The sequence below is a fragment of the Rhodococcus sp. 15-2388-1-1a genome (genome assembly GCF_002259145.1).
Classification (GTDB): domain Bacteria; phylum Actinomycetota; class Actinomycetes; order Mycobacteriales; family Mycobacteriaceae; genus Rhodococcoides.
This window is the reverse complement of record NZ_NPFP01000008.1, coordinates 738,923-765,754: the sequence shown is the minus strand read 5'-3', so window position 1 is coordinate 765,754 and position 26,832 is coordinate 738,923. Positions and strand designations below refer to the sequence as shown.

The following is a 26,832-nucleotide window of genomic DNA, read 5'->3' as shown; positions in this document are numbered from 1 at the left end:
CGTGTCGAATGCCGATGGTATTCGTAGATCTGCCCTTCGATGTGAAGAACACACCAATCGTTATTCGGGTGTATTACCGAGATGCGAATCGACGACCGGCCCGATCACCGTGGCAGCGTCCGCATTGGTCATCTCGTTGTGGAAAACGTCGACATCGTGGATGACGATATCTCCTGTCACATACGGCCGCCATTCTTGCGGGGATCGAACAATTCCATCGCTCGCACCCTTAGTTGCGGAGAAGAACAAAACATCTCCGTCGAAGACGTCCGGGACGAATTCGGCCATTATTCGAGTCGAGTTCTCGAATCCCGCATTGATACGTCGGAGATGGTCGGCAGAAATACCGGTCGTCTGCCCCAACGACTCGTCGAGTAGTTCGACGCCCCGTTCGTAGGTCAACGGCTCGGACGACGGTTGTGCCGTCAGGTCGAGCCCCAATCCCGCAAGCAGATTCTCGACGCTCAACGCTCCCCCGTCCGGTTCGCCGTCGTGGCCGTCGACGTAGCTGTCCAGCAGAGCGAGCGTCCGAACATCGCTGCCGGTGCTGCGCAGTTCCACGGCTATCGCATGAGCGAGCGAGCCGCCGAGCGACCACCCGAGAAGGTGGTAGGGCCCCACCGGCTGGACGGCACGAATCTCGTCGGCGTAGCGGTGTGCGAGATCGCGAATGGATCCGAAGGTCGACCCTTCCACGATGCTCGGCAGCTGCAGGCCGTACACGGGACGGTCGTCGCTCAGCTGTGAGACGAGACCGGCGTATCCCCACGACAACCCGATTCCCGGGTGGACGCAGAACAACGGGGCCTTGGACCCGCTACCGCGCAGCGGAATCACGACTCCGAACACCGAGTCGAGATCCGCGCCCCCGGCGTCGGCATCTGCGGCGACGCGTGCGGCCAGCCCTGCCGGCGTCGGATCGACGAACAGCGCTTGCAGTGGGACCCGGACTCCGATGGCGTTCTCGATGGCGGGCACGATCTTCGTGGCCACCAGCGACGTTCCGCCCAGTTCGAAGAAGTTGTCGTCCATGCCGACCCGATCGACCCCGAGAACCTGAGCGAACGCATCGGCGATAGCAGCTTCCACATCGGTCGTCGGTGCCCGGTACGGCGTTGTCGACGTCGTCAGTTCCGGAACCGGCAGTGCCCGCCGATCGAGCTTGCCCACAGGAGTGAGCGGAATGTCGTCGAGCTCGATGATCGCCGACGGAACCATATGCCGTGGAAGCATTTTGGCGACGCGATCGCGAAGTGCTTCGGTGTCGACCGATTCGCCGTCGGCTGCGAGGACGTAGGACACGAGAACTGTGTCACCGGACGCCGCCGTGTGCCCGATCGTGGCGGCGAACCCGACCTGGTCGTGCTCGGTGAGGGCGGAGTCGATCTCACCGAGTTCGATACGGAAACCGCGCACCTTGACCTGGAAGTCACTGCGGCCGACGAACTCGACGGCCCCTGCACTTCCCCAGCGCACGACGTCACCGGTTCGATACATCCGATCGCCCGGAGTGCCGAACGGATCGGCGACGAAGCGCTCGGATGTCAGCCCGAAACGACCGAGGTATCCGCGGGCGGTACCGGGGCCGGCGATGTAGAGCTCGCCCGACACTCCGGCCGGAACCGGCCGCAGTCGTGCGTCGAGCACCTGGAACCGGAAACCGGTTCCAGGCCTGCCGACGTCCACTGTGCCACCGGGCACCAGCGGTCCACCGACACTTGCTTGGATGGTGGTCTCGGTCGGACCGTAGCCGTTGAACATCTTGCGGCCCGGTGCCCATTTCGCCACCAACTCCGGAGTGCATGCCTCACCTCCGACGGCAAGGACCCGAACGCTGCCCAGACGTGACTCGTCGATCGACGACAGCGCCGCGGGAGTCAGGAACGCATGGGTGACGTGTTCGGATTCGAGCAGGTCGGCCAAGTCGCCGCCGCCGAAGACTCCCGGCGGCACGATCACGACGGTGGCACCGACGCCGAACGCCATCGTCAGCTCGTAGATGGATGCGTCGAAACTCGGCGACGCGATGTGCGACACACGCGAATCCCGAGTGGGGCGGAATCGCGCGAGCACCTCGGCCTGGAGGTTGGCCAAGCCACGGTGCCGCACTGCAACGCCCTTGGGGCGACCGGTCGAACCCGAGGTGTAGATCAGGTAGGCGGGGTGGTCGATGTGCAGGGTCGCCGTGCGCTCGACGTCGGTCACCGCGTCTGCCGGATAGCGAGACAACTCCGCGGAAATTTCCGGATCGTCCAGCACCAGCCACGGAACGGTGTCGGGCAGCGATTCTCTGCTGTCGATGTCGGTCAGACCCATTGCGGCACGGGAATCTTCGAGCATGTGCGCGATTCGGTCCGCCGGGTAGTTCGGATCGACGGGCAGGAAGGCGGCACCGGTCTTGGCCACAGCCCACACCGACAGCACCGACTCGATCGATCGAGGCAGCGCCAACGCGACGAACGTCTCGGGACCGACGCCGTAGTCGATCAGCATTCGAGCGATTCGGTTGGACCAGCTGTCGAGATCGGCGTACGACAGGCTGATGCCTCGGTAGGTGACGGCGACTGCGTACGGGTCGAGCGCGACGGCCGCCGCGAGCAACTCCGGCCACGTCCGGACTGCCGCGTCCGCGTTTCCTCGCGCCGGCACCAACTCGCGCAGCTCGTCGGCGCCCAGAATTTCGATGTCTCCGACCACCGTGTGTCGGTCGCGTCCGACGGCATCGAGAACTCGAATCAGTCGCGCCGCGATGGCCTCGACGCTGGCCGCGTCGAACAGCGATGTGGCGTAGTCGAACGCGGCCTCGAAGCCGGACGGACGCCCGTCCTCGTCGAAGGTCTCGGACAGCAGCAACTGCAGATCCTGCTTGGCCACGGGAACGTCGAAGTCGAAGCCCTCCACGCGTAGGTCCGGAAGCTCGACCGAGGCCTTCTCGTTGTTCTGGAACGACAGCGCAACCTGCGAGAGCGGAGCGTATGCCGTCGAACGAGCGGGATTGAGAACCTCGACGATTCTCTCGAAGGGCATTTCGGTGTGATCGAATGCGTCGAGATCGTGTGCCTTGACCTGGTTCAGCAGGTCGTCGAACGAAGCGGACTCGTCGACCCGACTGCGCAGCACGAGCGTGTTGACGAACATGCCCACGAGGTCGTCGAGTGCAGCGTCACCGCGCCCGGCCACCGGGGTGGTGATCGCGATGTCGTCGGTGCCGCTCAAACGAGCCAGAACGACGGCGAACGCGGCGTGCAGAACCATGAACATGCTGACGTTCTGTTCGCGAGTGATGTCGACGAGGGCCCGATGGATGTCGGCATCGACGGCGAAGCGAACTCGGCCACCGCGGAAGTCCTGAGTGGTCGGCCTCGGCCGGTCCGTCGGCAACGGCAACAGATCGGGAAGACCCGCGAGCGCAGTGGACCAGTGCTCGAGCTGAGCCGCTGCCACGCTCGACGCGTCCTGCTCGTCTCCGAGCAGCGACCGTTGCCAGATCGTGTAGTCGGCGTACTGGACGGGCAGCGGCTGCCAATTCGGTGCCGTACCTGCGCTACGCGCCGAGTACGCGAGCACGACGTCGCGAGCGAGTGGTGCCATCGAGGCACCGTCGGCTGCGATGTGATGCACCACCATGGCGAGCACGAAGACGGGATCCTGGGATGCGTCGACGTGGGTATCGAGCACCTCGAACAGCTCGACGTGTACCGGAATTTCGGTGGTCACGTCGAATCCTCGACCTGCCAACAGAGCGACGCGATCGGTCAGAACAGCGGCATCGATCCGTTCGGATTCGACCACAGGCGCGACATCGGCGGCCGGGTGCACGAGCTGCACCGGGAACTCCGGGCCGTCGGGGAAGGTCGTGCGCAGAGACTCGTGGCGTCCCAGAACGTCGACCACCGCGTCGGCCAGCGCAGCGGTGTCGAGCCGCCCGGTCAGTTTGACGACCAGCGGCACGTTGTACGCGGCCGACGAGGTGTCGAACTGGTTGATGAACCACATACGCTGCTGGGCGAGCGAGAGCGGAATGTGCTCCGGACGCGCCGCCGCAACGAGAGCCGGGCGCTGCGGGCGAGTGTCGGACGTGCCGACCGCGCTTGCCAATCCCGACACCGTCGGGGTCTCGAAGATCGTGCGCACACCGATCGAGGTGCCGAACTCGGCGTTGACGCGAGCGATCACCCGCGTTGCACTGAGCGAGTCGCCACCGAGCTCGAAGAAGCCATCGTCTGCACCGACTCGATCCACCTCGAGAATCTCGGCGAAGACCGCAGCGACCGTCAGCTCGGCAGGCGTGCTCGGCTCTCGGTACGAGGTGGCCGAGCCGAACTCGGGTACGGGCAGTGCGGCGCGATCGAGCTTGCCCACCGGAGTGAGCGGAATCGACTCGAGCACGACGATGGCGCTGGGCACCATGTGCGACGGCAGTGCGGCGGCGAGATGATCGCGCAGAACCGCCGTGTCGAAAGTATCGACCGTCTCTGCTGGGCTGACTCCCGTCAGACGTACGTACGCCACGAGGACAGTGGCACCGTTCGGCCCTGGAGTTCCGAAGGTGGCTGCAAAACCCACCGCCGGATGCGCGGAGAGTGCGGCGTCGATCTCCCCGAGTTCGATGCGGAAGCCGCGGACCTTGACCTGCGAGTCGCTTCGACCGACGTACTCGATGGTCAGATCGGCCGACCAGCGCACCACATCTCCGGTGCGGTACATCCGGGCACCGGGAGCGCCGAACGGGTCGGCGACGAATCGCTCGGCCGTCAGCCCCATCCGATCGTGGTAACCGCGGGCCAGTCCGACGCCCGCGAGATACAGCTCACCTGCAACCCCGATGGGAACCGGCTGCAGCCGCGAATCGAGGACCACCTCGTACACACCCCGCACCGGCCCGCCGATCGAGACCGGCTCGCCGGCGACCATCGGTGCGCTGATGTTGGACATGATGGTGGCCTCGGTCGGTCCGTAGCCGTTGAACAGGTTGCGACCGGGAGCCCACTTGGTGACCAACTCGGCCGGGACGGCCTCGCCGCCGACGACGACATCGGCGAACGTGTCGAGACCGGCCGGATCGACCGAGGCGAGGGCGGACGGGGTGATGAAGCCGTGAGTGACCGATTCCTCGGCCAGCAACGATGCCAGCTCGGCGCCGCCGTACACCGTGGGCGGAACGATCACCATCGTGGCTCCGACGCCGAACGCGAGCAGGTACTCGAGCACGGACGCGTCGAAACTGGGCGACGAAACATGCAGTGTGCGTGAGTCCTTCGTGACCCGGTAGCGCTCGCGCTGCTCGGTCGCGAAGTTGTCGAGGCCGGTGTGGGTGACCACGACCCCCTTGGGAACTCCGGTCGAACCCGACGTGTAGATCGTGTACGCGGCACTCGAGAGGGTGACGCGACCATGGCGTTCGTCCTCCGCGATGGGCTCGTCGCTCACCGCGTTCGGACCGTCCGTGCCGAGGTCGTCGAGAACGATCCACGGGACGGTCGACGGCAGACCGTCGAGATGAGCGCGGGTGGTGACACCGAACGTTGCGCCGGAGTCGGCCAGCATGTGTTCGATGCGATCGGCGGGGTAGTTCGGATCGACCGGTACGAAGGCGGCTCCGGACTTCGCGACGGCCCAGACCGTCAGCACCGACTCGATGGAGCGAGCGATCCCGAGCGCTACGAACGTCTCGGGGCGCACACCGTGGCCGAGCAGAATGCGCGCGAGCCGGTTCGACTGTCGGTCCAGCTCTCGGTACGTCAACTCGCCGTCGACGCTGCGGACTGCGATGGCGTCAGGGTCGACGGCAGCTGCGTCGGAGAAGATCTCCGGCAACAACCGCGCCGACCGGCCCTCGAGTCCGAACACCGGAGCCAGAGAGGCGAACTCGGCATCGGCCAGCAGCCGGAGTCGAGCCAGTGGCTGCTGTTCGTCGGCAAGGACCGCGTCGAGTACCCGCTCGACTCGATCGACGATCGCGTGCACGTCCTCGAGCTCGAACAGCTCGGGCAGGTACTTGGCCTTGAGGTTGAGGCGCTCGTCGACCGACGACACCAGAGTCAGCGGGTAGTGCGCGGCGTCGGTGCCGAGGATGTCCGTCACCTGCATGCCTGCGAAATCTGTTGCCGCAGAAGCGCCGGCGCGATCGACCGGGTACGACTCGAACACCGTCAAGGTGTCGAATGCGACGCCGGCGCCGGCCGCGCGCTGGATGTCGGTCAGACCGAGGTAATGGTGGTCGAGCAGTGACGCCTGCTCGGCCTGGACGCGATCGACCAGGGCTCCCAGCGTTTCGCTTCGATCGAGAGTGACTCGAACGGGCAGCGTGTTGATGAAGAGCCCGATCATGCCCTCGATACCGGAGACCTCAGGCGGCCGACCCGATACCGTGGCGCCGAAGACGACGTCCTCGCGTCCGGTCAGAGTGGCGAGCACGATGCCCCACGCGGTCTGAACGAGGGTGTTCAGAGTGGACCCGCGTCGCGCCGCGAAATCGCGCAGAGCCGCTGTGGTCTCTATCGACAACGACCGCTCGGTCTCGCTCGAGACGGTGGACAACTGGCGACCTCGATCACCGGTGACCAGTAGCGTCGGCTCCTCGACACCGGCCATCGCACTGACCCACTGCGCAGTGGAGATCGCGACGTCGCGTTGCCGCATCCACGCGAGGTAGTCCCGGTAGGCGGGCACACGCGGGAGCATCGAGTCGTCGGACTCGGTGACGTAGAGGGTGATCAGTTCCTTGACGACCAGCGGTGTCGACCATCCGTCGAGCAGGATGTGGTGATTGGTCAGCAGCAGTCGCCAGTGATCGTCGGCGAGGGTGATCAGCGTGAATCGAAGGAGCGGCGCAGAGTCCATCTCGAACCGCACACCGCGATCGGCTGCGAGGACGGCCTCGAGCGCAGCCTCGACGTCGGCCTCACCGCGCAGATCGACCTGGGACCACGGCACTGTGACCGAACTCTGCACGACCTGCAGCGATTCGCCGGTGCTGTTGTGTACGAAGGCTGCTCGCAAGTTCGGATGACGAGAGACGAGCTTGTTCACAGCGGCCTGCATCCGCTCGGCATCGACGACGCCACGCAGCTCGAGACCGAGCTGCACCATGTAGGCATCGACGCCTGCGCTGTCGCTGCCGACCTCGCCTGCGAGGCGCGCATGGAAGAGCAGACCGGCCTGCAGTGGCGACATCGACCACACGTCGTCGAGGTCGGGGAACCGCTTCTCGAGCACCTCGATGGAGCGCTGATCGATGTCCACCAGCTCGAGGTCGGACGGGGTGAAGCCGCCCGCACCCTCGGTCGAGGCGTGCTCGGTGATCGCGGTCAGTGCTTGCGTCCACAGTTCGATCAACCGATCGACCTCGTCCGCACCCAGGATCCCGGCCGGGAACGCGAAGGTGGCGTCGAGCTGCGGACCGTCGGGTGTCGAGGTGGTCACGGCGTTGATGTCCAGCGCGGCAGGTACGGGCATGTCCGGGTTTTGCGCATCGCCCAGTTCGGCGTCGGCGACCGGAATCCAGCCCACGTCTTCCATACCCTCGGACGATCCGGTCGAGAATCGCCCGAGGTAGTTGAAGCTGACCTGTGGAGCGGCGAAGTCGGACAGCGCCTCGGTCCCAGCGGAATCGAGGTACCGCAACATGCCGTAACCGATTCCGTGATCGGGAATCTCCAACAGCTGTTCCTTGACGGCCTTGATCAGTGCGCCGGCAGAGTCTCCACCCGACAACGCGTCGGCGATGTCCACCGAACCGAGGTCGAGTCGCACCGGGAAGATCGTGGTGAACCAGCCGACGGTTCTGCCGAGATCGGCTCCGGGAACCACGGCGTCTTCACGGCCATGGCCTTCGAGCGTGATCAGCGCACTGCGGACAGCGGCTCCCCGTTCACGACGCCATGCCGTGAGCGCGAGAGCCAACCCGGCCAGGAGGCCGTCGTTGACGCTGCCCCGGAAGACATTCGGCACCGTGGTCAGCAGGCGCTCGGTGACCTCGACCGATAGCGATGTGCGAATGCGCTGCACGGTGGCGTCGACATCGACGCTCTTGTCCAGTGGTCGCGAACCTATCGTCGGATCGTCGCCGCTGAGAATCCGCTGCCACAACCCGAGCTCGTCGGCGCGGCTCGCGGTGACCTCGGTCAATCCGGTGGACCACCGTCGCATCGATGTGCCGATCGGTGCCAGCACAGGCTCGGCCCCCGCGACGATCTGGCTCCATGCCGTGGCCAGATCCGGAACGAGGATGCGCCAGGACACGCCGTCGATGACGAGGTGGTGCGCGACGACGAGCAGTCGGCCTGACCCGTTCGGGCCCTGGAACCACACCATCTGGACCATGACCCCGTCGGCGGGGACCAGCCGATTCGCTGCGGCGTCGAGTTCGGTTGCGGCGCGGGAGGAGAACTCGGCACCGTCCACGGAATCGACCGAGACGGCATGGATGACCGACGCGGCGGACACGGTCCCGATCGGAGATACTTCCTCGTGCCAGATGCCGTCCGCATCCTCGAACAGCCGCGACCGGAGCATGTCGTGACGATCGAGCACGGCCTGGACGGTGCGCTCGAGAGTCTCGCTCTCGATACCGACCGGAAGCTGAAGCAGGGCAGTCTGGGTGTAGCGACCGAAGTCGGTGCTGCGGTCCAACATCCAGCGAACGACGGGTGTCAGAGGCAGCGAGCCGACTCCCCCACCGTCGAGTTCTTCCAGTACGACGACGTCGCCCCCGAGAACAACGACCTCGGCCAACGCCGCGACGGTCTTGCGCTCGAAGATGTCGCGCGGAGCCAGGACCAGACCGGCCGCCTTGGCGCGTGAGACCAGCTGGATGGACATGATGCTGTCGCCGCCGAGAGCGAAGAACGAGTCGTCGACGCCGACGGTGTCGAGGCCGAGGACATCGGCGAACAACCCGGCGAGGATCGACTCGACTTCGGTTGCCGGCAAACGGCTTTCGGTCACGTTGGCGGAGAAGTCCGGAGCCGGCAGTGCTCGGCGATCGAGCTTTCCGTTGGCGGTCAGCGGCAGCTCGTCCAGCACGATCAACGCAGCCGGAACCATGTACGACGTCAGTGAGTGTCCGACGAATTCGAGAACGGCGGAGTGATCGAGTGTTCGACCCGCTTCGGCGACGACGTATCCGATCAGTCGATCACCGAATCCATCGTCTCGAACCGAGACCACGGAAGCGGCGACACCGTCGAATGCGAGCAGCGCACTCTCGATCTCGCCGAGTTCGATGCGGAAGCCGTGCAGCTGTACCTGCATGTCACTGCGGCCCAGGTACTCGAGTGCCCCGTCGCGATTCCACCGCGCAGTGTCGCCGGTGCGGTACATGCGGGCACCGGCTTCTCCGGCCGGATCGGCGACGAAACGGGTGGCCGACAGGCCGGCCCGGCCCAGGTAGCCGCGAGAGAGCTGTGCCCCGGAGACGTACATTTCACCGGTCACACCCGGCGGAACCGGATTCAGACGCGTGTCGAGCACGGCGACGCGCAGTGCGGGGATCGCCTGACCGATGACGCTGGCCGAGGCCGACGCCGCGAACTGCTCGGTCAGGGCCAGGTGGCTCACGTGGACCGTCGTCTCGGTGATGCCGTACATGTTGACCAGAGTCGGCGCGGACTCGTCGTGTCGGGCGTACCAGCGAGCCAACTGACCGAGATCGAGGGCCTCGCCGCCGAAGATCACGTAGCGCAACGACAGGTCGGAGTCCGCGGTGCCGGCGAGGCTTTCGGTGGCCACTCGATCCGCTTCCGCGAACTGGTAGAACGCCGTCGGTGTCTGGTTGAGCACCGTGACCTTCTCGCGTGCCAGCAACTCGCGGAACAGCTCCGGGGAGCGTGCCGTGTAGTAGTCGACGACGACGAGCGTTCCACCGTGCAGCAGCGGTCCCCACAGCTCCCACACCGAGAAGTCGAACGCATACGAGTGGAACATCGTCCAGACGTCGCGATCGTCGAAATCGAAGAGATCAGCGGTGTTGGCGAACAGCGTCGCCACGTTGCGGTGCGCGATCTGCACACCCTTGGGTCGACCGGTACTGCCCGAGGTGTAGATGACGTACGCGATCGAGTCGGCACTGGTGCCACCCGAGCGGTCCGCATCGGTCAGCGGCGCACCCGACATGCCGTCCAGTTCGGCGATCAGTTCGGGCGAATCGATCTCGAGGACATCGAGATCCGAGGCAGGTACTGCCGCACTGTCGGCGACCGTGGAGATCACACAGACCGGCGAGGCATCCTCGAGCATGAACGCCAGCCGATCCGCTGGGTAGGACACGTCGATCGGAAGGTAGCCGCCACCGGACTTGATCACCGCGAGCAGCGCGACGATGAGCTCCTCGTTGCGCGGCATCGCGACCGCCACGAGCGATTCCGAGGTCACACCGCGCTGGACGAGGAGTCGTGCGAGTCGACTCGACCGGTCGTCCAACTCGGCGTAGGTCAGCGTGCGATCTCCGAAGACGACTGCGCGCGAATCGGGGAATCGCGCTGCAGCAGTGGCGAATCGATCGAACAACGTTGCATCGGATGCCACGAGGCCCGCGTGATTCCACTCGCCCGTCATGGCGTCGAGCTCGCCCGGGAGCAGGAGATCGATGTCGCCGACGGCGCGCTCCGGATCGGCCGTCACGGCGGTGAGCACCGCGCCGAACCGCGCCGAGAACTCGTCGACGGACGATTCCTCGAACAGGTCGACCGCGTAGGTGATCGCGGCGGTCATTCCGGCCGGTGCACCGGACTCGTCGAACTCCTCGGCGACGGTCAGTTGCAGATCGAACTTCGCAACGTGCGCGTCGATGTCGACTGCCTCGACCGTGAGCTCCGGCAGTTCGAGCGTCGCGGACGTGTTGTTCTGGAATTCGAGTAGCACCTGGAACAACGGCGAACGGTCGGTCGAACGGGTCGGGTCGAGAACGTCGACCAACCGCTCGAACGGAACATCGGTGTTCTCGAACGCCGCCAGATCGGCCGTACGAGTGGCTCGAAGCAGATCGGTGAACGAGAGCTGCGGTGCCACCTCCGTGCGCAGAACCAGGGTGCCGACGAACATCCCGACCAGATCGTCGAGTGCGGCGTCACCTCGTCCGGCGATCGGAGTACCGACCGCGATGTCCTCGGTGCCGCTGATGCGTGCCATCAGGATCGACCATGCCGCGTGGACGGCCATGAAGACGGTCGCCTCGTTGGCCCGTGCGAGGTCGACCAGTTCGGCATGAGTGGTGCGGTCGATTTCGAACCGAACACTGTTGCCGCGCATGGACTGCCGAGCGGGCCTTGGGTGATCGAGCGGCAACGGCAGCACGTCGGGAAGATCCGCCAGGGCTGTCTTCCAGAAGTCCAACTGTTGCGCGGCAATGGACGAGGGGTCGGACTCGTCGCCGAGGACGGTGCGTTGCCAGATCGCGAAGTCCGCGTACTGGACGTCGAGCGGTGCCCACATCGGAGCGCCGGCCGCTGCGCGAGAACCGTAGGCGACCATGACGTCTCGTGCCAAGGGTGCCATGGACGCGCCGTCGGCGGCGATATGGTGCACGACGATCGAGAGCACGAACTCGTCCGGTGCCACCCGGTACAGGACCGCGCGGAACGGTAGGTCGGTCGACACGTCGAATCCTGTTGCTGCAGCGGCCGAGATGGCCGCAACGACCTCGGTGGCGTCCAGATCGACGACGGTGAGTTCGGTCCTCGCCGTCCGAACGTCGAGGATCTTCTGCTCGGGGCGCTCCCCGTGGGTGGGGAACACCGTGCGCAGCGACTCGTGACGTTCCAGGACGTCCCCGACGGCCGCGCTCATCGCAGCGATGTCGAGTCGACCCGTCAGTCTCACCGCGAGCGGGATGTTGTACGCCGCCGAGGCCACGTCGAACTGATTGATGAACCACATTCGTTGCTGCGCGAGCGACAACGGAATCGAATCCGGTCGCGGCTTCGCCACGAGTGCGGGACGGCGCAGGGTGCCGACCGGGTTGCTGTGCACCCGCACCGCAAGTGACTCGACGGTGGGCGCCTCGAACAATGCGCGGACGGTGATCGTGGTGTCGAGGGCAGAGTTGACGCGGGCGGTGAGCCTGGTGGCACTGAGCGAGTCGCCACCCAGATCGAAGAAGCTCGAATCGATTCCGACGCCGTCGATCCCCAATACCTCGCCGAAGATGTCGGCAATGATCTGCTCGGTGTCGTTGCGCGGTGCACGCGAGTCGCCCCCGAGATGAAGATCGGGTGCAGGCAGTGCGTTGCGATCCAGCTTGCCGGCCGGTGTCAACGGAATCGACTCCAGTGCGACGAAGGCCGTCGGGATCATATGAGTCGGTAGTGAACTCGACACGTTCGTGCGCAGAGCTGCCGCGTCGACCTGCTCGCCGGATCTCGGAAGAACGTAGGCGACCAGAATGGTGTTGCCCGTCGGGCCGTCGACACCCACCGTGGTCGCGAACTCGACGGTCGGATCGTCGGTCAGGACGGCGTCGATCTCGCCCAGTTCGATGCGGAAACCGCGCACCTTGACCTGGAAGTCGCTGCGACCGACGTACTCGAGCGTTCCCGACTCGGTCCACCGCACCACGTCGCCGGTGCGGTACATCCTGGCACCGTTCTCGTCGAAGGGATTCGCGACGAAACGGTCTGCGGTCAGCCCGAAGCGGTAATGGTAGCCACGTGCCAGTGCCGGCCCGGCGAGATAGAGCTCGCCCGCAACTCCGACCGGGACGGGATGCAATCGTGCGTCGAGAACGACCTCACTGAAACCGATTGTCGGCGAACCGATGTCGATGGCGGAATCGACGTGCAGTCGATCACTGATGGACGAGAAGATCGTCGCCTCGGTGGGACCGTAAGCGTTGAACATACGACGGCCCGGTGCCCAGCGGGCCACGAGCTCGGGCGGACACACGTCGCCACCGGTTGCGACCACGGCCAACTCGGTCAGCCCGGCCGGATCCACCGATGCCAGCGCGGCGGGCGTGACGAACGCATGCGTGACGCGCTGTGCTGCGAGCAGTTCGGCCAACTCGGTGCCACCGTAGACCGACGTCGGCGCGATGACCATGGTCGCGGCACCGGAGAACACCATGAGCAGTTCGAGTATCGAGGCATCGAAGCTCGGGGACGCGAACGCGAGAACCCGAGCGTCCGGGGTCACCTCGAAACGAGTCCGCTCCTCCTCGGCCAGATTCGCCAACCCACGATGGGTGACGGTGACGCCCTTGGGAACACCCGTCGAACCCGAGGTGTAGATCAGGTACGCGACCTGATCGATGTGCATCGGGCGAACACGGTCGCCGTCGCGAACCGGCGCGGTCGGGTGACCGGCGAGCTCGGCACGCGTGTCCTCGTGGTCGAGCACGGTCCACTGAGCAGAGCCGAGATCCGAGACCGCGGCCACGTGCTCGGACAGGGTCAGACCGATCGACGCGTTCGAGTCGACGAGCATGTGTTCGACGCGATCGCGCGGGTAGCTCGGATCGATCGGCAGGAATGCCGCCCCGGTCTTGGCGACTGCCCAGATGGCTAGTACGGATTCGACGGACCGTGGCAGAGCCAGCGCAACGACAGTTTCCGGGCCGGCACCGCGAGCGATCAATGTTCTTGCGAGAGCTGATGATTGCGCGTCGAGTTCGGCATAGTCGACGGTGCGGCCGGCGCTCCACAGAGCGGTGCCGTGCTGGTTCGAAGCAGCGGCGTCGGTGAAGATATCGGGAAGCATCCGAGCATCGGACGATGCCGGTCCCCGAACCGGTGCCACCCGGCGCAGTTCTTCCTCGGACAGCAACGACAGCGATCCGACACGTCGACCGGTGTCGGTGGCAATGGCTTCCAGAACCCGCACGATTCTGTCGACCGTCGCCGCGACGACGCTGTGCTCGAACAACTCCGGTAGGTACTTGGCCTCGATGTGCAGCCGATCGTCGACCATGGCGACCAGCGTCAGCGGATACTGCGCTGTGTCGCTGCCGTCGTGCACGTCGTGCACCTGCATTCCGGCGAGGTCGGTCTCCGCCGACAATCCCGCGCGGTCCATCGGGTACGACTCGAACACCGTCAGGGTGTCGAAGGCGACGGAAGGTCCCACCGCTCGCTGAATGTCGGTGAGGCCGAGGTAGTGGTGATCGAGCAGAGCGGCCTGTTCGGCCTGCACCCGCTCGAGGTACTCACCGAGTGTCTCCGAAGGATCGAGCACGATCCGCACCGGCAGAGTGTTGATGAACAGACCGACCATCGACTCGATGTCGGAGACCTCAGGCGGGCGTCCGGACACCGTGGCACCGAACACGACGTCGGAGCGTCCGGTCAGAGTGCCGAGGACCAGGGCCCACGACGCCTGGACCATGGAGTTCATCGTGACGCCACGGGCACGAGCGACGCTGCGCAGGCGGTTCGTCTGCTCCACGTCGAGCGAGACCAACGAACGCCCGGCCAACGTCGACTCCTGGCGTCGGCTCTCCACCGGCGTCAGGAGCGTCGGCTCGGACAACCCTGCGAGCGCGTTCGTCCACGCTTCCAGTGCCGACGAGCGGTCGCGCTTGGCCAGCCACGACAGGTAGTCGCGGTAGGCGGGAACCCGCGGGAGCACGGTGTCGTCGCCGTCGACGACGTAGAGCGTCAGCAGGTCCTTGAGCAGCAGCGGCGTGGACCAACCGTCGAGCAAGATGTGGTGGTTGGTCATCACCAGACGCCACTCGCCCGGTGCCACGGTGATGAGCATGAAACGCAACAGCGGTGCTTGCGCCATGTTGAATCGGGTGGCACGGTCGTCGTGTTCGATGCGATCGAGCTCGACGGCTCGATCTTCGACGTCCAGTTCGGTCAGGTCGATCGACGACCACGGAGCGTCCACGTCGTGGTGAACGATCTGGATGGACTCGCCGTCGTTGTTGTGAACGAAAGCTGTTCGCAGGTTCGCGTGTCTACGCAGGAGCGCCCGAGCAGCACGCCGGAATCGCGCCTCGTCGACGCTACCGCGCAACTCCAACACGAGTTGGACGATGTAGGCGTCCACGGACTGATCCGACAGCTCGGCGTGGAACAGCAATCCGGCCTGCAGGGGCGTCATGGACCAGATGTCGTCCAGCGTGGGATAGACCCGTTCGAGGTCGTCGATGGAACTCTGATCGAGCCGCACCAGATCGAGATCGGACGGCGTGAAGCCACCTGCCCCCGGTCGCTGGGCGAGCTGTGTCAGCGCGGTCAGAGCCTGACGCCACAACTCGGCCAGTTCGCCGACCTCGTCGGCGTCGAGCACACCGGTGGGGAAAGCGAACGTCGCCTCCAACCGCGGGCCGGTCGGCGTCGCGGTGGTGACGGCATTGATGTCGAGCACTGCTGCGACCGGTAGATCGTGGTCTTGCGAATCGCCGACACCGGAGTCGTCGACCGGCAGCCAGCCGTGTCCGCGAAGCTCGTCCGGAACATCGGTGCTGTAGCGCCCGAGGTAGTTGAAACTGATCTGGGGAGCGGGGAAGTCGCGCAGAGCAGCGGCACCGTCCTCGTCCAGGTAGCGAAGCATGCCGTACCCGATGCCGTGGTCGGGAACTGCCAGCAACTGTTCCTTGACCGACTTGATCAGACGCGCTGCGTCGACACCGCCGGCGAGGGCATCGTCCAGGTCCAGACCGGCAAGGGTCAACCGAAGCGGGTAGATCGTGGTGAACCAACCGATGGTCCGGCCGAGATCGGCACCGGGTACCACGTGGTCCTCGCGGCCGTGACCCTCCAGCGAGATCAACGCGTCGTCCACGGCCACTCCCCGACCACGTCGCCACACCGCCGTGGCGAGCGCGAGAGCGGCGAGCAGGCCGTCGTTGACGCTGCCGTGGAACGCGTCGGGCAGTGCCGTCAGCAGACCCTCGGTGACGTCGGTGGACAGCGACAACTCGACCTTGTCCACTGTGCCGTACACGTCGATCTCGCGATCGAGTGCTCGCGATCCGATGAGCGGATCCGGTTGTGCCAGAACATCGCGCCAGATCGCCAGCTCGTCGCCGCGGGTGGCGGTGACCTCACGCAAACCGTGCGACCAACGACGCATGGAGGTGCCGACCGGAGCCAGCTCGGGCGTGTTTCCGCCGATGATCTGGGCCCATGCCGACGCCAGGTCCGGAACCAGGATTCGCCAGGACACGCCGTCGATGACCAGGTGGTGGGCGACGACGAGCAGACGGCTCCCCTCGGAGCCGGCGTCGAACCACACCATCTGGATCATCACACCGGAATCGGGAGCCAGCCGGCCGACTGCTGCTTCTGCCTCGACCGTGGCCTGCTGCGAGAATCCCTCTCCGCGAACGGTTGTCGACGTCACGCGGTGCACCACCGAGTTCGCCGAGACCGATCCGACGGGCAGGACCTCCATCGTGGGGTGCTCGCCGCGGTGCAATACGCCGCGGAGCATGTCGTGATGATCGAGGACCGTCTGGACGGTGGCCTCGAGCACCTCCAGCTCGATGTCGACCGGAAGAGTGAGAACCGCCGTCTGCGTGTGCTTGTCGAGGACTGCCGTCCGATCGAGCATCCATGCCACGATCGGAGTCAGCGGTACGTCGCCGACACCGCCACCGGGCAACTCCTCCAGCACGAGAGGTGCGGTGCCGTCCGCGGACGCGACCACCTCGGCCAGAGCCGCAACGGTCTTGTGCTCGAACACATCTCGTGGCGACAGGGACAGTCCGGCCGCCTTGGCGCGCGAGACCAGCTGAATCGACATGATGCTGTCGCCGCCGAGGGCGAAGAACGAATCGTCGACGCCGACGCGGTCCAGGCGAAGAACCTCGGCGAACAATCCGGCCAACGTCTTCTCGACCGCATTGTCCGCATCGCGACCGGCCGTGACCTGAGCGGACCAATCCGGTTCGGGGAGTGCGGTGCGGTCGAGTTTGCCTGCCGGAGTGAGAGGAATCGACTCCAACATCACGAACGCCGACGGCACCATGTGCGCAGGCAGCATCGAACCGGCATGCTCACGCAACGCATCGACCTCGACGACCGTACCCGCCACCGGCAACACATACGAGACCAACACCGTACTGCCGGCAGCACTCTCACGCCCGATGGTCACCACGAAATCGACACCCGACACCGCAGCCAACACCGAATCGATCTCACCCAACTCGATCCGGAAACCACGCACCTTCACCTGAAAATCGCTACGCCCCACATACTCCAACGCACCCGAGGCATTCCACCGCACCACATCACCGGTGCGATACATCCGCGAACCCGCACCACCGAACGGATTGGCCACGAACCGATCCGCCGTCAAACCCAACCGCGCGTGATACCCACGAGCCAACGCCGGACCCGCCAGATACAACTCACCCACCACACCCACCGGCACCGGATTCAACCGCGAATCCAACACCACCTCCGCGAAACCGATCGTCGGAGAACCGATATCGACCGACTCCCCCACCACCAACGCCGACGAAATCGACGAGAAAATCGTCGCCTCCGTCGGACCGTACGCATTGAACATCCGCCGACCCGGCGCCCACCGCGCCACCAACTCCGGCGCACACACATCACCACCGGTCACCACGACCTCGACCGACTCCAACCCCACCGGATCCACCGACGCCAACGCCGCAGGCGTGACGAACGCATGCGAGACCCGCTCCTGCGCCAACAACGACGCCAACTCCACCCCACCGAACACCAACGGCGGCGCAATCACCATCGTCGCCCCACCCGAGAACGCCAACACGAACTCGAGAATCGACGCATCGAAACTCGGCGACGCAAACGCCAACACCCGAGACGACGGCCCCACACCGAACCGCACCCGCTCCTCGGCAGCCAAGTTCCCCACACCACGATGAGTGACCACCACACCCTTGGGCACACCCGTCGAACCCGACGTATAAATCAGATACGCCGCATCATCGAGCCGCAACACACCCGAACGCTCCGCATCCAACACCGGAGCAGACGACCGAAACGCCAGATCCGCCACCACATCCGCATCATCGAGCACCACCCACGACACCCCACCCACACCCGACAGCGCACCCACATCGGCACCCAACGTCACACCCACCACAGCACCCGAATCGACCAACATGTGCTCGATCCGATCCACCGGATAATTCGGATCCACCGGCAAGAACGCACCACCGGCCTTCGCCACCGCCCACACCGCCACCACAGACTCCACCGACCGCGACAACGCCAACGCCACGAACGACCCCGGACCCACCCCACACGACATCAACATCCGCGCCAACCGCGACGACGCCGCATCCAACTCACCATACGAAACAGACCGCGACCCCGACACCACCGCAACACCACCGACACCAGCAACACCCACCGCACCAGCCAACAACTCCGGCAACACCACACCCACCACAGACCGCGGACCACGAACCGGAGCCAGCGAGTCGTACTCGTTGGCAGACAGAATTTCGATGTCACCGACTCGGATGGACGGCGTGGCCGTCACCGCGTCGAGGATTCGGACGAGGCGATCGGAGAGAACGCGGACGGTATCTGCGTCGAACAGTTCTGTGGCGTAACGGAATCCGGCTTCGATGCCGGCCGGTGCTCCGGACCTGTCGAATTGTTCCGAGATCGTCAACTGCAGGTCGAAGTTGGAAATGTCGTTGGGTAGCTCGATGCTCTCGATCGACAGTCCGGGCAACGTCACCGTCGGTCGGTCGGTCTGCTGGAACTCGAGCATCACCTGGAACAACGGTGCATGGGCAGTCGATCTCGCGGGATCGACCGCATCGACCACTCGCTCGAACGGGACATCCGAATGAGTGAACGCGGCCAGGTCGACGGAGCGAACGTCCGAGAGCAGTTCCTCGAACCGTGTCGAACCGGGCACCTGGGTACGCAGTACGAGCGTGTTGACGAACATGCCGACGAGTTCGTCGAGTGCCGCGTCTCCTCGGCCCGAGATCGGCGTTCCGACAGAGATGTCCTCGGTACCGGACAGTCGCGCCAGAAGGACGGCCAGAGCTGCGTGCACGATCATGAACGAGCTCGAATTGTGCTCGGCGGCAACAGCAGCAAGGCGAGCGTGAACCGACGCGTCGATCTCGAACGTGACGCTCTCGCCGCGCAGGGATGCCACTGCGGGACGCGGGCGATCGGTCGGCAACGTCAGGACCTCGGGGCTGCCCGACAGTGTGTCGACCCAGTAGGTGAGCTGCTTGGCCATCAACGACTCGGGATCGGACTCCGCGCCGAGGAACCGGCGCTGCCACAGCGCGTAATCGGCATACTGCACCGGCAACGGTTCCTGGCTCGGTGCGTGCCCTGCGGCGCGGGCACTGTAGGACACCATCAGGTCGCGGGCGAGCGGGGCGCTCGAGAAACCGTCGGAGGAGATGTGGTGCACCACCATCACGAGCACGTGCTCGTTCTCGCGCACCCGAACCAGGCGGACTCGCAGCGGAACATCCGCCACCACGTCGAAGCCCGAGCCGGCGACGTCGGCGATCAGCTCCGAGACGTGACGCTCGTCGTCCGCGAGAATCGGAGTCAGATCCGGCTGTGCCGTTGCCACGTCGAGGATCGACTGCACGGGAACGTCGTCGGTCAGCGGGAACATCGTGCGTAGCGACTCGTGCCGGCTCAACACGTCACCGATGGCCGAGTGCATCGCGTCGACATCGAGCACACCGTTCAAGCGCATGGCGAACGCGACGTTGTAGGCAGCCGACTCGGTGTCGTACTGATTGATGAACCACATCCGCTGCTGTGCCAGCGACAGCGGCACCACATCCGGTCGCTCCTGCGGGACCAGCCCCGGCGCGGCTGCAGCGTCGTGCTCGCCGATGTCGATGCCTGCCGACAACGCGCGCACGGTGGGCGCGTCGAACAGATCCCTGATGCTGATATCGGTTCCGAGTGCGGCGTTGATTCGCGCGACCAACCGCATCGCGATCAACGAGTTGCCACCGATCTCGAAGAAGCTCGACGTGACGCTGACCTGAGCGATACCGAGCAGATCGCCGAAGATACCGGCGACGATCTCTTCGACCGGGTTCTCGGGGCCGAAGAACTCCGACGCGGCGACGGTGAATTCGGGCGCAGGCAATGCCTTGCGGTCGAGTTTGCCGCTGGCGTTGACCGGGAGCGAGTCGAGTACCACCACGTGTGAGGGCACCATGTACCCCGGGAGGCGGCGCGCGGCCTCGGCGGTCAGAGAGGTGGGGTCGACGGCGAAGCCGTGCGCACCGACCACGTAGGCCACGAGGGTCTCACCGGTGTTCGGGTCCTTGTGCACCAACGCGATCGCCTGGGCGACCGACTCGGATCGAAGGAGAACCGACTCGATCTCGGGGAGTTCGATGCGGAGTCCGCGCAGCTTGACCTGGAAGTCCGTTCGGCCGATGTACTCGAGTTCGCCGTCGGCACGCCAGCGCACCAGATCGCCTGTGCGATAGAGCCTCTCGCCCGGCTCGCCGAACGGATCCGCGACGAAGCGATCCGCTGTGAGATCGCCGCGACCGACGTACCCACGAGCGAGTTGCACGCCGGCGAGATACAGCTCGCCGGGAGCACCGATCGGAGCCGGTCGCAACGAGGCGTCGAGCACGTACAAGCGGGTGTTCCACACCGGTGCGCCGATGGGGATCGAGACGGCGTCGCGCCCGGTGACGTGGTAGTAGCTGACGTCGACTGCCGCTTCGGTCGGACCGTAGAGGTTGTGCAGTTCCGCGAGGGAGAACTGTGCGAACTGCGCGGCGGTGGCAGGCGGAAGCGCCTCGCCGCTGCAGAACACCAGTCGAAGCGAGACACATTCCGCGGCCCGCGCCCCTGCCGCGAACACCGCGAGCATCGACGGTACGAAGTGCGCCGTGGTGATGTGCTCGTCTGCGATGATGCGGGACAGGTACACGGGATCGCGGTGTCCGTCGGGTTCGGCCACGACGAGCTTGGCACCGACCTGCAAGGGCCAGAAGAACTCCCACACCGAGACGTCGAACGTGGCCGGTGTCTTCTGCAGAACGGTGTCCGCAGGCTCGAGGTGATACTCGTGCTGCATCCACAGCAACCGGTTGACGATGGCTGCGTGCGTGACGGCGACACCCTTGGGCCGACCGGTCGAACCGGAGGTGTAGATGACGTATGCGGTGTTCGAGCCGTGCAGTCTTCCCGAACGGTCCGAATCGGTGACCGCGGAGTGGTCGCGATCGGACACGTCGAGCAGGTCGACGGCGAGGACCGGAGTTGCGACCGGGATGTTGATCCAGTCGCGGCTGGTGGTCAGGATGCACACCGGCTGAGCGCTGGAGAGGACGTAGGACGAGCGCTCGACCGGATGGTCCGGGTCGATCGGCACGTACGCACCACCGGCCTTGACGATCGCGTACATGCCGACGAGCAGGTCGATCGACCGTCGGATCGCGAGGCCGACATGGGATTCGGGTGTGACGCCGAGCGAGATGAGGTGTCGCGCGAGCTGATTCGCTCGTTCGTCCAATTCGAGATAGGTGATGTGCTCGTCCTCGAACACGAGTGCGGTCGAGTACGGACTGCGCTGCACCTGTCGATCGAAGAGGCTGCTGAGCGTCATGTCGACGTCCCCGGCCGGAACCTGCTGGTGGACCGGAGGTTCGATCAGACGTGCGGTGTCGTTCCACTCGAACAGGACGAGCTCCTGCTCCGCGGCGGACAGGATGTCGATGTCGCCTGTGCGTACGTCCGTCGAGGTGCCGATGGTCGACACGATCCGCAGGAACCGATCCACGAACCGGTCGATGGTCTCGGGGTCGAACAGATCTGTGGCGTAGGTGAACGAAGCCGACAGTGCACCGGACCCGTCCACCGGCTCCTGGTCCACGCGCAGCTGTAGATCGAATTTTGCTGTGTCGGTGCCGATCTCCTCGAACCGAACGGTGAGATCGGGTAGCTCCAACGTGACCGCTGCATTGTTCTGGAACTCGAGGAGAACCTGGAACAGCGGTGAATGGTCGGTCGACCTCACCGGATCGAGTACATCGACCAGACGCTCGAACGGGATGTCGTTGTTGTCGAAGGCGGCGAGGTCGGAGCTACGGGTGTCGGCGAGCAGTTCGGCGAATGTCGCTCGAGGCTCGACCTGTGTTCGCAGTACGAGAGTCCCGACGAACATGCCCACGAGGTCGTCGAGGGCCGCGTCGCCGCGACCGGCGATCGGAGTACCGATAGCGATGTCCTGAGTGCCGCTCAGGCGCGCGAGCAGCAGCGCGAGTGCGGAGTGGACGACCATGAACAGCGTCGAGTCCTGTTCGGCGGCAACCGAACTCAACCGAGCGGCAACGTCGCCGGGAATCGTGAACGGGGTGACACTGCCGCGCATCGACTGCCGGGTGGGGCGCGGGCGATCGAGAGGCATCGGCAGCACATCCGGCAGATCTGCCAGAGCCGACTGCCAGAATTCGATCTGCCGCGACGCCACCGAGGTGGAGTCGCTCTCGTCGCCCAGAACGGCGTGCTGCCACAGCGCGAAGTCCGCGTACTGGACGGCGAGTGGCTCCCACACCGGAGCCGAACCCGCGGATCGGGCACCGTAGGCGACCATCACGTCTCGAGCCAGCGGTGCCATCGACGCACCGTCTGCCGCAATGTGGTGGACGACGATGGAGAGTACGAAGCTCTCCTGGCCGGTCCGGTACAGCACCGCGCGGAAGGGAAGATCGACCGTGACGTCGAAACCTGTTGTCGCAGCAGTGTGGACGAGCGCGTCGACCGATGCGGGATCGACGTCGACCACGTCGAGGGGGAGCTTCGATCCGGTGACGGCCTCGATCGGCGCGATCACCTGATTCGGTAGGTCACCCACCGTCGGGAACACCGTGCGCAGCGACTCGTGTCGAGACAGGACGTCGCCGACGGCTGCAGCCATCGCATCGACGTCCAGGCGACCCGTCAGGCGCACGGTGAGCGGGATGTTGTACGCGGGCGAGGACACATCGAACTGGTTGATGAACCACATCCGCTGCTGTGCGAGAGACAGCGGAATCGAATCGGGCCGGTCGACAGGGACGAGCGCCGGACGCCGATGCAGCGACGCGCCCTTGGCTTCGGCACGTTCCGACAGAGCTCGAACCGTCGACGCCTCGAACAGATCCAGCACCTTCAGGTCGGTTCCGAGAGCCGAATTGACCCGCGCGATCAAACGCGTTGCCACGAGTGAGTTTCCGCCGAGATCGAAGAAGCTGTCGGTCACGCCGACCCGATCGACCTCGAGAACGTCGCAGAACACGGTCGCCACCACGGCTTCGTATTCCGTTTCCGGGGCCTCGAATGCACCCTGTGAACCGAGTTCGGGTTCGGGGAGTGCGGTGCGGTCGAGTTTGCCTGCCGGAGTGAGAGGAATCGACTCCAACATCACGAACGCCGACGGCACCATGTGCGCAGGCAGCATCGAACCGGCATGCTCACGCAACGCATCGACCTCGACGACCGTACCCGCCACCGGCAACACATACGAGACCAACACCGTACTGCCGGCAGCACTCTCACGCCCGATGGTCACCACGAAATCGACACCCGACACCGCAGCCAACACCGAATCGATCTCACCCAACTCGATCCGGAAACCACGCACCTTCACCTGAAAATCGCTACGCCCCACATACTCCAACGCACCCGAGGCATTCCACCGCACCACATCACCGGTGCGATACATCCGCGAACCCGCACCACCGAACGGATTGGCCACGAACCGATCCGCCGTCAAACCCAACCGCGCGTGATACCCACGAGCCAACGCCGGACCCGCCAGATACAACTCACCCACCACACCCACCGGCACCGGATTCAACCGCGAATCCAACACCACCTCCGCGAAACCGATCGTCGGAGAACCGATATCGACCGACTCCCCCACCACCAACGCCGACGAAATCGACGAGAAAATCGTCGCCTCCGTCGGACCGTACGCATTGAACATCCGCCGACCCGGCGCCCACCGCGCCACCAACTCCGGCGCACACACATCACCACCGGTCACCACGACCTCGACCGACTCCAACCCCACCGGATCCACCGACGCCAACGCCGCAGGCGTGACGAACGCATGCGAGACCCGCTCCTGCGCCAACAACGACGCCAACTCCACCCCACCGAACACCAACGGCGGCGCAATCACCATCGTCGCCCCACCCGAGAACGCCAACACGAACTCGAGAATCGACGCATCGAAACTCGGCGACGCAAACGCCAACACCCGAGACGACGGCCCCACACCGAACCGCACCCGCTCCTCGGCAGCCAAGTTCCCCACACCACGATGAGTGACCACCACACCCTTGGGCACACCCGTCGAACCCGACGTATAAATCAGATACGCCGCATCATCGAGCCGCAACACACCCGAACGCTCCGCATCCAACACCGGAGCAGACGACCGAAACGCCAGATCCGCCACCACATCCGCATCATCGAGCACCACCCACGACACCCCACCCACACCCGACAGCGCACCCACATCGGCACCCAACGTCACACCCACCACAGCACCCGAATCGACCAACATGTGCTCGATCCGATCCACCGGATAATTCGGATCCACCGGCAAGAACGCACCACCGGCCTTCGCCACCGCCCACACCGCCACCACAGACTCCACCGACCGCGACAACGCCAACGCCACGAACGACCCCGGACCCACCCCACACGACATCAACATCCGCGCCAACCGCGACGACGCCGCATCCAACTCACCATACGAAACAGACCGCGACCCCGACACCACCGCAACACCACCGACACCAGCAACACCCACCGCGCCAGCCAACAACTCCGGCAACACCACACCCACCACAGACCGCGGACCACGAACCGGAGCCAGGCGAGCGCGTTCGGCAGCGGACAGCATGTCCGCGTCACCGATTCGCAGGTTCGGTTCGGTGGTCAGAGCGTCGAGAATCCGTACGAGGCGGCGGGCGAGTTGAGCCACGCTCGCGTCATCGAACAGTTCTGTGGCGTAGTCGAAAACGACAGCGTGAGTGTCGGATTCGTCGACGGTAACGACCAGATCCATACCGACGCCGTCACGCGGCAGTGCGGAAGGACCGAACCGGAGCGCAACCTGAGCAAGGGGGCTGTGTGCTTCCGATCGGGGCAGCCCGAGGGCCGCGGCGACGGCGTCGAAGGACGTATCGCCGTGCGCCATCGCCGCATCGAAGTCGGTTTCGGACGCATCGACGAACTCGGCGAACGAGTGCCGAACGTCGGGTCGCGTCCGCAGCACCACGGTGTTGCCGTCACCCGCAGGCACGGCGATCGACACGTCGTCGGTGTTAGCCAGCCGCGAAAGCAGTACGGCGAGAGCGGATTCGAAGACCACGAACGGAGTGGTGGAACGGTCGGCCGCCAGTCGAGCCACCGCGGACCACGATTCGGATCCGATCGTCACCTCGTGTGATGCGCGAACATGGCCGATGCTCGAGGGCCGCGAGCGGTCGATCGGAAGATCGAGAAGATCCGGGGCGTCGGAGAGCCGGTCGGTCCAGTATGCGAGATCGGCTGCGGCGCGTCGCCGGCGTTGGCCTTCGCGTGCGCTGGCCGGATGTACGTCGAGGACTGCGACATCGGGCCCGGCCGCGATGAAGGATTCCACCATGTCGACGAAGCTCGAATGGTGTGCAGTGAGGTCGTCGTCGTCGTACCGGTTGGGGTTGGCCCTGAAATCGACGAACGTCCTGGCCGGAGAACCGCTCTGGTACACGTTGACCAGAAGATCCTCGACCGGGCCCGAGGTGACGATGTTGAACTCGCCGACGATGGACCCGAGGTTGATCTGCTGATGGAACAGCATCATGTTGACCATCGGGCCGGACAGCTGTTTGTCGCTTCCCGAGGCCGCCAACTCGCGCCGAATGTCCTCGATGCTGAAGCGCTGATGTCGCAGGGCTCCCATCAGTTCGAGCTGTACCTGCTGAACCAGCTCGCCGACGGTAGCGTCCTGGGGGACGTGGATCGGAATGGGTGCGACGTTGACGAGCATTCCACCGGACCGACGAAGCAGTGCGGTGGTGCGCGCGGACACCGGGATGTTGACCGAGACGTCTTCTCGCCCGGTCATCCGCGAGAGGTAGCAGCCGAAGGCGGCGATGAACACCGCAGCAGCGGTTCCGCCCTTGGTCGCGTCGGATGCCTCGAGCTCGGTGACGACATCCTCGGGTAGAGCGACGCTGCGCAGCTTGCTGGCGGCGATCGTGCGACCGGCAGTGTTGGACAGAGACGCTCCGTCGTGGATGTCCGCGGCGCGAGCCGTCCAGTACTCCTTGTCGGACTCGAAGCGGGACGACGTCCGGTATTCCTGATCGAGCTCGTAGAGTCGGCGTAGCTCGGCCGCCTTGTTCGGGGCAGGCTCGACGTGTTCGACGGCCGCGGTGTACAGCGCAGCGGTTCGGTTGACGAGCGTCATGGCACCGTAGCCGTCGAGCGCGACGTGGTGGATCTTGCTGTACCAGAGGTTGCGATCGTCCCCGACCTGAATGATCCAGCTCTCGACGAGGGGATCGTGTTCCATGTCGACGGGCTGGACGTAGTTCTCGTCGATCCACTGCAGCGCCGAGGTCATGGGATCGTCTTCGCCGCGCAGATCCAGGTAGTGCACCGACTGGTCGATGGAGTGATCGACCATCTGGACGGGCTCGCCGTCCACCTCGGCCAGTCTCAGGTACGCAGATTGGAATTCGTGCGCCGCGAGAGCCGTCGCATCCTGGAGAACGGCGATGTCGAGGTTGCCGCGGAGGTCTACATACTGTGCGATACAGACCGGGACGTCAGGGGCCAGCTGCTGAGCGAACCACATGCCACGCTGAGCGGACGACAGCGGGAATCCGTTTTCGAAGCCGGGGCCGGTCGGGGGCGTCTGAGACCCACCGGTAATTGCTGCGCGCAT

The 26,832-nt window shown here is 65.2% G+C and carries 1 protein-coding gene; it reads right to left on the bottom strand.

Going from position 1 to position 26,832, the window contains the following annotated elements; genetic code table 11:
• Positions 1 to 60: 60 nt before the first annotated feature.
• Positions 61 to 26,832: a non-ribosomal peptide synthetase gene (locus CH302_RS07965; protein ID WP_094649907.1), complete on the bottom strand. Its 26,772-nt coding sequence runs from the start codon at positions 26,830 to 26,832 to the stop codon at positions 61 to 63.

What these genes read in the sequence shown, in the direction of transcription:
- CH302_RS07965 (WP_094649907.1), bottom strand. Translation starts at nt 26,832, where the DNA reads ATGCGCGCAGCAATTACCGGTGGGTCTCAGACGCCCCCGACCGGCCCC.